Raw genomic sequence first — 12,350 nt, 5'->3', positions numbered from 1 at the left:
GATCATCCGACCAGGAATGCCGTCTGTCCAGGGGGCGCACTCGTGACCATCGCCACGCAGAACTGACCCGTAACTTACGGTCCCGTAGCTAGCATGGCCCGCATGACCTCCGCCGCTCCCGACGCCGCCGCCGTCCCCTTTCCGGGAGAACCCGCGGCCCCGCCGACCGCCGTCAAACCCAGGCTGCGGGGCTGGTTGCACGCCGGAATGTTCCCGGCCGTGCTCTTCGCCGGGGTCGCGCTGACCGCGCTGGCCGACAGCGCCCGCGGCCGCCTCGCCTGCGCGATCTTCACGCTCACCGCCTGCCTGCTGTTCGGCGTGAGCGCCCTCTACCACCGCGGGAACTGGAGCCCGCGCGTGGACGCGGTCCTGCGCCGACTGGATCACGCCAATATCTTTCTGATCATCGCGGGCACCTACACGCCGCTGACCATGCTGCTGGTCCCCGGCACCCGCGGCCAGGCGCTGCTCTGGGCCGTCTGGGGAGCGGCGCTGGCCGGCATCGCCTTCCGCGTCTTCTGGATCGGCGCCCCGCGCTGGCTCTACACCCCGTGCTACATCGCGATGGGCTGGGCCGCCGTCTTCTTCCTGCCGGACTTCCTCCAGGCCGGCGGCATCGCGGTGCTCGTCTGCGTGATCGTCGGCGGGGTGCTCTACAGCGCGGGCGGCGTGATCTACGGCATCAAGCGCCCCAACCCGTCGCCGCGCTGGTTCGGCTTCCACGAGGTCTTCCACTCGCTGACACTGGCCGCGTTCGTCGTGCACTACGTCGGCATCTCCCTGGTGGCATATACGCACGCGTAACCGCTCCCGCCCCCTTCAGTTGGCCGCGACCCGATCCGGGTCGCGGCCTTTCGTCTGTTCGGGGGCAGTCAGGGGATCCCCGGCGCGCCACGACATGCGGGGCGGCCAGGGGGCCCCTGGCGCGCCATGGCGCGCCGAGACCGGCCAAGTTGACAGCGTTTCCCTTTTGAGAGTTACTGTCAATTGATGCTACTGTCATTTGACATCAACTCTCGAAAGTTCGGAGACCTCCCATGGGCGTGCCAACGCAACCCCGCCCCGACCCCCGGCGCTGGTGGGCGCTGGGCGCCATCGTCGCCTGCATGCTCGTACTCGGCTTCGACGGCACGATCCTCAACGTCGCGCTGCCGACCATGGCGTCCCAGCTCGGCGCCGACACCGGCGAACAGCAGTGGATCGCCGATTCCTACCTCGTCGTCCTCGCCGCCCTGATGCTCCCGGCCGGGCTCCTCGGCGACCGCTTCGGCCGCCGCCGGATGCTCATCACCGGCCTCGTGATCTTCCTCGGCGGCTCGCTGCTGGGCACCGTCGTCGACGACCCCGCCCTGGTCATCGCCGCCCGTGCCGTCATGGGGGCCGGCGCCGCGCTGATCATGCCGCTCGCCATGTCCGTACTGCCCTCGCTCTTCGGACCCGACGAGCGCGCCACGGCCGTCGGAGCGGTCTCCGGCGCCTCCGCGCTCGGCATGCCGCTCGGCCCGATCATCGGCGGCTGGCTGCTCGACCACTTCTGGTTGGGCTCGGTCTTCCTGATCAACGTGCCGCTGGTCGCCATTGGCATCCTGGCCTGCGTCTTCCTGCTCCCCGAGACCAAGGACCCCGCCTCGCCCAGGGTCGACACGCTCTCCAGCGCCCTCACCGCCCTCGGCCTCGGCGTCCTCGTCTTCGGCGTCATCGAGGGCCCGCAGCGCGGCTGGGGCTCCGCCGTCGTCCTCGGCTCGTTCGCCGCGGCCGTCGTGCTGCTCGTCGCCCTCGTCCTGCGCGAGCGCCGGATGGCCCGGCCCATGCTCGACCTGACGCTGCTGGGCGACCGCGGCTTCCGGTGGAACGCCATCGCCGCGACCCTGGTGACCTTCGCCCTCATGGGTCTGCTCTTCGTGCTGCCGCAGTACCTCCAGGTGATCCAGGGCAACGACGCCTTCGGCACCGGGCTGCGGATGATGCCGATGATGGCCGGACTCCTCGTCGCCTCGCGCGGCGCCGGACCGCTGGTCACCCGCTTCGGGCCGCGCGTCGTGATCTCCGCCGGGCTGTTCGCGCTCGCCTTCGCCGCGCTGCTCGCGAGCAACACGCATCTGAGCGACGGTTACGGCACGGTCGCGGTGTGGCTGGTCATCGCCGGGTTCGGCTTCGGCTTCGCCCTCATCCCCGCCATGAGCAACGCCCTCGGCGCGCTCCCCCGCGACCGCGCGGGCAGCGGCTCCGGGCTCCTGATGACGCTGCGCCAGGTCGGCGGGGCCATCGGCGTCGCGGTCCTCGGTTCCCTGGTCGCCGGCGCGTACCGCGCCCACCTCGACACCGGCGGGCTGCCGCACGACGCGGCCCACGCCGCGGGCGAGTCCGTCGTCGGCGGACACGTGGTCGCCGCCGAGCTGGGCGACGCCGCACTGCGGCACTCGGCGGACGCCGCGTTCATCGACGGCATGAACCTGGCGCTGCTCGTCACCGGCCTCGCCTCGCTGGCCGCCGCCCTGCTCATCGCGGCCTTCCTGCCCAACCCGCGGCGCGCGGGGCGGACGGTGGCCATCACGACGCCGGACGGACCGGACGGACCGGATGGACCGGATGGACCGGACGGACCGGATGCCGGGGGCGCTACCGGCGCGGGGGCCTCGTCCGCCTCCGCCTCCACCGCGGCCGGCGCCAAGGCCACGGCCGCCACGACCGGCGCGGGCGCACCCAGGGCCGCGGGCCACGACGTGGCCTCCGGACCCGCGGATGCCGGACAATGAGCACCATGGCCGCCGTACCCACGACACCCGAGGCGCGACCCGAGCCCAGGCTCGGGCTGCGCGAGCGGAAGAAGATCCAGACCCGCCAGGCGATCCGCCGGGCCGCCTACCGGCTCTTCAAGGAGCAGGGCTACGACGCGACGCCCGTCGACCAGATCGCCGCCGCCGCCGACGTGTCCCCCAGCACCGTCTTCCGCTACTTCCCCACCAAGGAAGACATCGTCCTCACCGACGAGTACGACGCGCCGATGAGGGCCGCGCTGGAGGCCCGGCCGCCGGACGAGAGCCCGATGGAGTCGATCCGGCACAGCGTCCTGGCCACGCTGCGCTACGCCTTCGAGCACGAGCAGGAGGACATGGCCGAGCGCGCCAGGCTCCTCCAGGCGGTGCCCGCCATCCGCGCCCGCTCCAACGAGAGCATGGCCGAGTCCGGCCAGATCCTGGCCCAGGTGCTCTGCGAGCGCACCGGCCGCCCCTCCGACGACCTCGATGTGGCGGTCTTCGTGGGGGCGGTGCTCGGCGGCTTCCAGGCGGCGCTGATGCACTGGGCACGCCACGACGGTCAGGAGGACCTGACCGGGCTCATGGAACAGACACTCGACGTCTTCAGCCGCGGGCTCACTCTCTGACCGCGAGTGGGTGAGGCGGCGCCGGGGGAGCCACCCGCGGCGCCGGGGGAGGCGCCCGCCCCGCCCTTCGGGCCGCCCCGGGAGCCGGCTCCCGGGGTGCCGCCCGAGCTGACCCCCGGCCCGGCTCCCGGAGCGCCCGGGGTGACGGTCTCCTCCCCCACCTGCTCCGCGAGCCGCCGCCGCAACTCCATGAGCTGTGCGATACGGGCGTCGAGGTCGGCCAGCCGGTGCCTGATCACCTCCGCCGCGGCGGGACAGGCGTCGGCCCCGGTGGCGGCGAAGAACCGCTCGTCGCCCTCCGCGCCGGCGGGCGGTGTGTCCAGCCCCTCGGCGGGCACCTTGTCCAGTCCCTCGGCGAAGGACCGTACGTCCCCCACGGTCAGCCCCGCCCCCAGCAGCCCCCGTACGACGCGCAGCCGCCGCACGTCCTCCGGCCCGTAGACCCGGTGGCCCGACGGCGTCCGCCGGGCCGCCAGCAGGCCCTGCTGCTCGTAATAGCGCAGGGCGCGCGGTGTGAGCCCCGCGGCCGCCGCCGCGTCGCCGATCCGCATCCGGCCCTCCCTCGCCGAGGGCTACAGTTCCACCAGCACCGCGCCGATGTGGCGTCCCTCGGTCAACTCCCTCAACGCACGAGGGGCCGACTCGATGCCCGTCAGCCGCGCGTGCGGGAAGGTCAGCGTGCCCTCCCGCAGCCCTTGGCCGAACACGCGGTACCACTCGGGGATCGCGTCCAGGTGGTCGTAAAGGGCCCCACCGCGCAGCGTGATGCTGTTCGCGACCAGCGCGAGCGTGTCGAACGTGGCGAGCGCGCCCTGTCCGAGCTGGCCGGAGAGCGCGCCGATCAGGGCGACCCGCGCGCCCCGGTTGGCGGCGGCCACGGCCGCCTCCAACTGCTCGCCGCCGACGTTGTCGAAGACCGCGTCGATGCCCTCCGGGGCCGCCGCGCGCAGTTGCTCCTCGATCGGGCCCGCGCCCCGGATGACGGCGGCGTCGTAGCCCAGTTCCTTGATCAGGACGTCCGCCTTGGCCCGCGAACTCGTCGAGCCGATGACGCGCTTGGCGCCGCGCAGCCGGGCGATCTGCCCGGCGAGCGTGCCGACCCCGCCGGCCGCGCCGGACACGAACACCGTGTCGCCCTCGCGGACCTCGGCGATCCGCACGATGCCCATGTAGGCGGTGGGGCCCTGGGAGAGGTACGCGCCCGGGTCGGGCAGCAGGTCCGCGTCGACGCGCTCGGCCTCGGCCGCGGGGACGATCGCGTACTCGCGCCAGCCCGCGGTCTGCGTGGTGACGAGGTCGCCGGGGGCGAACCCGGTGCCGGACCCGGCGACGACCTCGGACACGGCCGGCCCCTCCAGCGCCTCCCCCAGCTTGAACGGCCGCAGCAGCGGCACGGGGCTCTCCGCGGCCATCAGGGTCCGCATCACGGCGGCGACGGCCATGGTCTTGGTGCGGACGAGCAGTTCCCCGGGGCCCGGCCGCGGGACCGGGACCTCGGCTATCTCGAAGTGCTCGTCGGTCAGCTTCCCCTCCGGGTACGCGATGAGGCGGACCTCGCGGTGGGTGGCGGGGATGGGATGGGTGGTCATGTACGAACTCCTCGCGGAAACGTAGGGATCGCCATGACGTTAGAACTTGACGCGCACGTCAAGTTCAAGGGGAACGGAGGAGGGGGTGTAGGGAGGCAGGCCGCGCCGCGAAGAGCCGTCCCCGTCCCCCGCCCATCAGGTCCGAGGCGGCTCGTCACCGGCCGTACGCAGCAGCTCCGCGAGGACGACGGGATCGGCGGTGGGGGCGTCGCAGGCGAAGTGCCGGCAGACGTACGCGGCCGGGCGGCCGGCCAGCAGCGGCCGGCCGGCGAGGAGCGGCACCTCGCCGGCGTCCGGCTCGCCGAGCGCGACGACGGCGCCGGGGGCGGTGGACAGCAGGGCGGTGCGGTGCAGTTCCCGGGTGGCCGTGTCGTCGTACGGGCCGACGATCGCGATCTCGCGGGGCCCGTCCAGGAGCGCTTCGGCGACCGCGAGCCCCCAGCCGATGAACCGGGGCGCGCGGGGACCGAGCGCCTTGACGACCCCGAGCGCCCGTTCCGCCGCCTCCCGGTGCGGGGCGCTGCCGGTGACGGCGGCGTACGACAGGAGCGCCCCGGCGGCCGCGGTCCACCCGGAGGGGGCCGCGTTGTCGGTGGGGTCCTGGGGGCGGCGGATCAGGGCCTCGGCGTCGGCGGCGGTGTCGTAGAGGGCGCCGTTCTCGGCGGTGAACTGGATGAGGACGGTGTCCAGGAGGAGCCCCGCGAAGTCGACCCAGACGCCTTCGCCGGTGGCCGAGGCGAGGGCGAGGAAGCCCTCCGCCACGTCGGCGTAGTCCTCCAGCACCCCGGCGTGCCGGCCCGCGACGCCGGCCAGCGAGGTGCGGCCGAGGCGGGCGTGCCAGTCCATGTGGACGCGTACGAGCAGGTCGGCGGCGTCGGTGGCGGCCTGGACGAGGTCCGGGCGGTCGAAGTACGCGCCGGTCTCCGCGAGGGCGGCGATGGCCAGCCCGTTCCAGGCCGCGACGACCTTGTCATCACGGCCGGGCCGCGGCCGCTGCTCGCGCGCCGCCAGCAGCCGCTCCCGTACGGACGCGAGCCGCGCGGCGTCGACGAGCCCGTCGGTGTCGGGAAGTTGCAGAACAGACGCCCCTTCTTCGAAGGTGCCTTCTTCCGTCACCCCGAAGTGCGAGGCCGCGAGGTCTCCATCGGCCTCGCCGAGTACGTCCCGCAGTTGCTCGGGCGTCCACACGTAGTACGCGCCCTCGACGTGCCGGCCGCTCCCGTCGTCGCTGTCGGCGTCGAGCGCGGAAGCGAACCCTCCTTGGTCCGTGCGGAGTTCCCGAACCATGAACTCCGCCGTCTCCAGAGCGATACGCCGAGCGAGATCCGACCCGGTGGCCCGCCACAGATGCGCGTAGACCCGGCAGAGCAGCGCATTGTCGTAGAGCATCTTCTCGAAGTGCGGAACCGTCCACTCGGCATCCACCGAATACCGCGCGAACCCGCCCCCGAGCTGATCGTAGATCCCCCCGCGCGCCATCGCCTCGCACGTGGCCCCGGCCATCTGCAAAGCGCCCACGGAGCCCGTCCGCGCATGATGCCGCAACAGAAACTCAAGAACCATGGACGGCGGAAACTTGGGCGCCCCGCCGAATCCGCCCCGCACGGAGTCGAATTCCCGGGTGAGCCCCATCAGCGCGCCATGCAGCTCCTCAGCCCCGGGCGCCGCCACCCCGCCGACGGCCAGCGTGCGCTCGGCGAGATCCCGCACAATCCGCCCGGCGACCTCCCCCACCTCATCCCGCCGCTCCGCCCAAGCGGCCCGCACCCCTTCCAGCACCTGCCGAAAAGACGGCATCCCATGCCGCGCCTCCGGCGGAAAATACGTCCCGAAGTAAAACGGCTCCGCATCCCCCGTCAAGAACACGGTCATAGGCCACCCACCCTGCCCCGTGGCCGCCTGCACCGCCTCCATATACACCGCGTCGATATCGGGCCGCTCCTCCCGATCCACCTTGACCGAAACAAAGTGCTCATTGAGGAACGCCGCGGTCTCCTCATCCTCGAACGACTCATGCGCCATCACATGGCACCAATGACACGCCGAATACCCCACCGACAACAACACCGGCACATCGCGCCGCCGCGCCTCCTCGAAAGCGGCCTGCCCCCAGGGCCACCAGTCCACCGGATTGGAGGCGTGCTGGAGCAGGTACGGCGACTGCGAGTCGGCGAGTCGATTCATCCCTACATCGTGGCATGACCGGGGATCGCCCAGCCCAACCCCGCGGAGTGGACCCCGTACGCGTCGCACGCCTGCGAGCCGACAACCCGCACACCGCAACACGGATACGCATATCTATGCATGGGCAGCCCGGGGCACCATGGGCGACCATTGCCGCAGAACGACCACTTCCAGCAGTAGTCATCCCAACGAGCACCGACACGAACCCCCTCAGGATTGGACTGCATAGATTTTCCGTATTACGCATATAGCGTGGCCGCACGTGCGGACAGCGGCACGTCGGATGAGAGGTGTGTTGGTATGTCATCACCGGGCCCACGGGGCTTTCGCGGTAGGACAGCGGCATGGGGGATCAAGGACGAGGCGGACGACTTCGCTGTCGTTCTGTCGGAGGTTCCCGCCGTGGTGTCGGCAGTTTTCACGCAGTCCAGATTTGTCGGGCCCAGCGTCGTGCTGAGCCGCGAGTCGACGGCGGCGGGCACGGCCCGCGGTGTCGTGGTCATCGCCCGCAACGCCAACGTCGCCACCGGCGCCGAGGGCATGGCGAACGCCAAGGAGATACGAGCGTCCGTCGCCCAAGCCGCCGGATTCCCGCCGGAAGAGCTGTTGATCGCGTCCACGGGCGTCATCGGGCGCCAGTACCCGATGGACCGGGTACGGTCCGGGCTCGCGGCCCTTGAGTGGCCGCTGCCGGAAGTAGACCTGGAGGCGGCCGCGAAGGCGATCATGACCACTGACACCGTCCCCAAGCATGTGGTGCTTCCGTGCGGTGACGCGGTGGTCGGCGCCATCGCCAAGGGTGTCGGCATGATCGAGCCGAATATGGCGACGCTGCTGGTGTTCTTCTTCACTGACGCACAGTTGGATCAGCCGACGCTGGACCGGGTGTTCCGCCGGGTGATCGACCGGACGTTCAACGCGTTGAGCATCGACACCGACACCTCCACGAGCGACAGCGCCGCGATCTTCGCCAACGGCCTGGCGGGCCCGGTGGACGAGGCCGAGTTCGAGGCTGTTCTGCATGAGGCCGCACTGCGGCTCGTACGCGAGATCGCGTCCGACGGCGAGGGCGCCGGAAAGCTCATCGAGGTGCGGGTGACGGGCGCCCGTGACGCCGCGCAAGCCAAACGGGTCGGCAAGACCGTGGTCAACTCTCCGCTGGTGAAGACCGCTGTGCACGGCGCCGACCCCAACTGGGGGCGGGTCGCGATGGCGATCGGCAAGTGCGAGGAAGACCTGGACATCGATCCGTCGAACGTGGCGATCCGCTTCGGCGAGGTGGAGACCTACCCGGCGCCCGCGACCGACGAGGTCCTGGCCGCCGCCACCGCCCACCTGAAGGGCAGTGAGGTCGTGATCGCCATCGACCTCGGCATCGCGTCGGGAGAGTTCACGGTCTACGGCTGCGATCTCACCGATGGATACATCAGGATCAACGCCGACTACACGACCTGACGCTTCGCTGTCGGGGGCACAAGGCCGCCGCGGCCAACAAGCCGCCGCGCCCTCCGCCTTGCGCATGATCCCGCGCCTCCCCAGCCCAGCACCGCACATGGGCGCCGCACACGGACACCGCCCGCTCGCCACGTTGAGTTATCCACAGGGCTGCCGTATTTCCCGTGGAGACGGAAGACTTGAGGGGAAGAACCGGAGAACTGAACGGTCGCCTCGGAAAGGGGAGCGTATGCCGGGCTCAGTGGTGGCCCTGCGGGAGAGCCATCGGGCGGAAGTCGACGGTCTGTTGAGGCGGGCGGTCGAGGAAGAGGTGCGCCGGTCGGGCGGGCGGACCGATGGGGCGGTGCTGCTCGGGCGGGGGCGGGCGGAGTTGGGGGAGATGGCGGCGAAGGCCGCCGAGGAGTACGGCGCGTATGTGCGGGCGCTGGATGAGGCGGAGGCTACGCAACGGCCGTTGTCCGCGCGGCTGTCGCGGGGCGCGCTGGCCACGCCGGGGCTGGTGACGATCGTGGCCGCGGTGGCGGCCTTCGGGGCGGACCTGGGGTACGGCACCTCGGCGGGCACGGCGTTCGGCGCGGGGGCGACCGTCGCGGTGGCCGGGGTGGCGGCGACGCTCGTCAAGCTGACGGCGGGGCACTGGCCGGCGGCGCATCGGCGGGCGGGGATGCGCGGACAGCCGGGCGGCATGGAGCAGTTGCGGCTCCAGTGGCTCACGGCCGTCGAGGTGCGGGGCATCCGGCCGTTCCTGGACCAGCACCGCATGGTGTCCGCGGCGACGCGGCGCAGCGCCGGGACCGCTCCGCAGTCGGCGGCCGCGCCGCCGCGCGTCCCCAAGCTGCGCGGCAACGACCGCAGCGCGGCGGCCCGGCGGCGCAGCGTGCTGGAGCAGTCCTTCCAGCATCTGCCGGAGGCAGACGGGCCGTTGGCGGGGCGCAGGGCCCAGCTCACGCAGATCTCCCAGTGGGTGCACCAGGCTCGGGCCAGCACGGAGACCAGGCCCACGGTCGTGCTGCTGCACGGGCCGCCGGGCAGTGGCCGGACCGCGCTCGCGGTGCGGGCCGCGCACCATCTGCGTGATCAGTTCCGCGGCGCGTGCGTGGTGGATCTGCGCGGCGAGGGCGCCGCGCGGGCGGGCAGAGCGCCGGGCGAGCCGCCGGTGCCGACCCGCGACGCGCTGATGCACCTCCTCAACCGGCTCGGCGCGCCCCGCGACCAACTCCTCTTCCGGGAGCGGTCCTCGCAGGAGCAGCACGTCAAGCGGTTGACGGAGCTGTACGACCAGCATCTGACGGGGCTGCCCGTCACCGTGGTCCTGGACGACGCCTCGGACGTCGACCAGGTCCGTACGCTCATCCCCGAGCGTTCCGACAGCCTGGTCCTGGTCACCTCGGCCACCCCGCTGGCCCTCCCGTCGGACCTGGTCGCCTGGGTGCACGAGCTGCCGGTCGGGGCGCTGGACGAGGCGGGGGCCGAGGAGTTGCTGGGCGCGGCGGCCCAGGAGCCGCTGCCGGGCCCGTACGACGAGAAGTCGATGGCGCGCATACGGGAGCTGTGCGGCGGCCTGCCCCTGGCGCTGCGGATCGCGGGCTCCTCGCTGGGGCCGCGCTCCCCGCAGACGCTCGCCGCCGAGCTGGACGCGTACGGGCCGGTCGGCACGGTGGAGCGGGCCCTGTGGCTGCGCTATACGGACCAGCCGGAGGCCGCGCAGCGGCTGCTGCGCCGGCTGGCGCTCGCGGGGCGGACGTCGCTGGGTCCCGCGGCCGCGGCGGCGCTGCTCGACACGGGGGAACAGGAGGCGGGCCGGCAGCTCACGGCGCTGGCCCGGGCCGGGCTGATCGAGCACGTCCGCGGCGGCCGGTACCGGGTGCACGACCTGGTGCGGGACTTCGCGCTCGCCCGGCTGCGCGACGACGAGGAGGAGGGCGAGCGCATCGCCGCGCAGGAGCGGCTGATCCGCAGCTACGCGGAGCTGGCGGACTCCGTCATACGGCTGGTCGACGGCAAGACGTCCACGCGCGCGGACCAGTTCGGCTCGCACGGCTTCACGTCGCTGGACGCGGCGCTGCGCTGGCTGGACGACGAGTCCAGCTTCATCACGGCCGCGCTGCGGCACGCGGAGGGCGTGGACCAGTCGGTTGTGCTGCATCTGCTGGGCGCGCTGTGCGACTACTGCCTGCTGCGCGGCGATCTGTACCGGCTGGGCGAGCTGAGCGAGCTGACGCAGGCCACGGACCGGGGGCTGCTGGTGCGTTCGGTGCAGTGGCGCACGGGTGTCGCCGCCCGTCAGCTCGGTGAGCTGGACAAGTCCCGTACGACGCTGTCTTCGGTGGTGGATCTGTACTTCGACGCCCACCACCCGGCGGGTGCCGCCCGCGCCCTGCGCGACCTGGGCATCACCCTTCAGCACCAGGGCAATCTGGAGGAGGCCGCGGCGAAGCTGCGCGAGGCGCTCGATCTTCAGAGCACCGAGGAGCTGCGCGGCGACCGGGCGTGGACGCTGCACGCGCTGGCGGCGGTCGAGCGCGACCGGGCCCGGATAGCCGAGGCCCTGGGCATGCTGCACGAGGCGCTGGAGCTGCACCGGGAGAGCGAGAGCGTGCACGGGCAGGCGTGGGCGCACTTCCAGCTCGGCCAGGTGCGGCTGCGGATGGGCGAGGTGGGGCCGGCGGAGGAGGAGTTCCGCGAGGCGCTCGACCAGTACGGGCGTACGCAGGACGGCCGGGGCGCCTCCTGGGCGCTGACGCAGCTCGGCCGGGCCCGGCTGGTGGCGGGCGACTTCGCCGCCGCCGTCGACCAGTTGCGGCAGGCCCAGTCGCGGCATCGGGAGAACGAGGACGCGCGGGGCGAGGCGTGGACGCTGTACTACCTGGGGCAGTCGCTGGAGGAGCGGGGCGACCAGGACGCGGCGGTACGGGCGCTGGAGCGGGCCCGCAACATGTTCAGCCGGATGCGGGACGTGTACGGGCTGGCGTGCGCCCGGCACCACTGCGCGCGGGTGACCCGTGATCAGCGGGCGGCGAAGACGGGTTCGCTGCGCAACAGCGGCTTCGCCCGGCAGTTGCTGCAGGACGCCCGGCAGGACTTCCACCGCCTGGGCGTGCCGCACGGCGAGGCATGGTCGTGCCTGGAGCTGGCGGTCATCGACGGCGGCAACGGGCGGGCCGCACAGGCCCTGGAGCTGGTGGAGGAGGCCGCGGCGCTCTTCGCCGGATACGGGGACCGGCGCGGTGAGAGCTGGGCGCGCTTCCTGCGCTGCACCCTGCTCCCCTTCGCGTCGCCCGGCGGCTCGGTCGTCGGCGTGGCGGTCGCGCAGGAGGAGCTGGCGCGGTTGCGCGAGGACCTGCGCGGCGCCGACTGGGTCGGTGACCCGTCGCTGGAAGACTGTGCGGAATCGTTCACGCTGGTCCTGGAGCGCGGCGTCGAGCCCGAGACCGGCTGGCAGGCATGGCGCCTGGGCATGGCCCCCAGCCGCCGCGCCCGCGAGGTGATGGCGGTGCTTCCCCGGTAGGCCGACGGCCTCGTCAGGACCACTGCCTCGGGGAGGAGGGCGGCCCCCAGCAGCCGGCCCGCCAGGGCGCGCTGCCCCGCCGAGGGCTACCGCTGGGCTGCCGCCCTGCCGGGCAGGCTGGGGCGGGCGGAGCGGGGCAGGCAGCCCGGAGGCGGGCGGCGGGCCGTTGTCCGTCCCCGTCCGTCAGGCGGGGAAAGCCCCGTCCCCGTCAGGCGAGGGGGAGGCTCCG

8 protein-coding genes are annotated in these 12,350 nt (G+C 72.8%); 5 read left to right on the top strand and 3 right to left on the bottom strand.

All coding sequences use genetic code 11. The features are described from left to right. Positions 1–102 precede the first annotated feature (102 nt). The 3 genes from trhA to IF55_RS18695 all read left to right on the top strand — a co-directional run bounded on the left by trhA (position 103) and on the right by IF55_RS18695 (position 3,385). Positions 103–804, top strand: a complete 702-nt coding sequence (trhA, locus tag IF55_RS18705) for a PAQR family membrane homeostasis protein TrhA (protein WP_030877866.1) — start codon at positions 103–105, stop codon at positions 802–804. Positions 805–1,106: 302 nt separating this feature from the next. Then, entirely contained in the window at positions 1,107–2,756 is a 1,650-nt protein-coding gene (locus IF55_RS18700; RefSeq protein WP_245661258.1) for an MFS transporter, read from the top strand. 5 nt (positions 2,757–2,761) lie between these two features. Then, positions 2,762–3,385 (top strand): TetR/AcrR family transcriptional regulator, encoded by a 624-nt coding sequence (locus IF55_RS18695; RefSeq protein WP_037963389.1) that lies wholly within the window; start codon positions 2,762–2,764, stop codon positions 3,383–3,385. On the opposite strand, the gene IF55_RS40090 is transcribed toward IF55_RS18695, so the two are convergent. From IF55_RS40090 to IF55_RS18680, 3 genes are all read right to left on the bottom strand, one after another. After that, positions 3,319–3,936 carry a MerR family transcriptional regulator gene (locus IF55_RS40090; RefSeq protein ID WP_063763999.1) on the bottom strand — a complete coding sequence of 206 codons (618 nt, stop codon included), beginning with the start codon at positions 3,934–3,936 and terminating at the stop codon, positions 3,319–3,321. The genes IF55_RS18695 and IF55_RS40090 overlap by 67 nt on opposite strands. Before the next feature lie 21 nt (positions 3,937–3,957). Further along, the gene (locus IF55_RS18685) at positions 3,958–4,974 is read right to left on the bottom strand and encodes an MDR family NADP-dependent oxidoreductase (RefSeq protein WP_030877858.1); all 1,017 of its coding nucleotides are present in this window, start codon (positions 4,972–4,974) and stop codon (positions 3,958–3,960) included. A gap of 135 nt (positions 4,975–5,109) precedes the next feature. Next, positions 5,110–7,158, bottom strand: a complete 2,049-nt coding sequence (locus tag IF55_RS18680; protein ID WP_030877854.1) for a thioredoxin domain-containing protein — start codon at positions 7,156–7,158, stop codon at positions 5,110–5,112. Between the two features lie 300 nt (positions 7,159–7,458). Here IF55_RS18680 and argJ point away from each other — a divergent pair, with 300 nt between their 5' ends. Both argJ and IF55_RS18670 read left to right on the top strand, forming a co-directional pair. Continuing rightward, the gene (gene argJ / locus IF55_RS18675; RefSeq protein ID WP_030877851.1) at positions 7,459–8,613 is read left to right on the top strand and encodes a bifunctional glutamate N-acetyltransferase/amino-acid acetyltransferase ArgJ; all 1,155 of its coding nucleotides are present in this window, start codon (positions 7,459–7,461) and stop codon (positions 8,611–8,613) included. Between the two features lie 229 nt (positions 8,614–8,842). After that, positions 8,843–12,121, top strand: a complete 3,279-nt coding sequence (locus IF55_RS18670) for a tetratricopeptide repeat protein (protein ID WP_030877849.1) — start codon at positions 8,843–8,845, stop codon at positions 12,119–12,121. The last annotated feature ends 229 nt before the right edge of the window (positions 12,122–12,350 follow it).

Origin of the sequence: Streptomyces varsoviensis (assembly GCF_000718635.1) — a bacterium.
GTDB lineage: Bacteria > Actinomycetota > Actinomycetes > Streptomycetales > Streptomycetaceae > Streptomyces > Streptomyces varsoviensis.
Note: the sequence above shows the minus strand (reverse complement) of the source record. Positions and strands in the feature narration are given on the sequence as shown.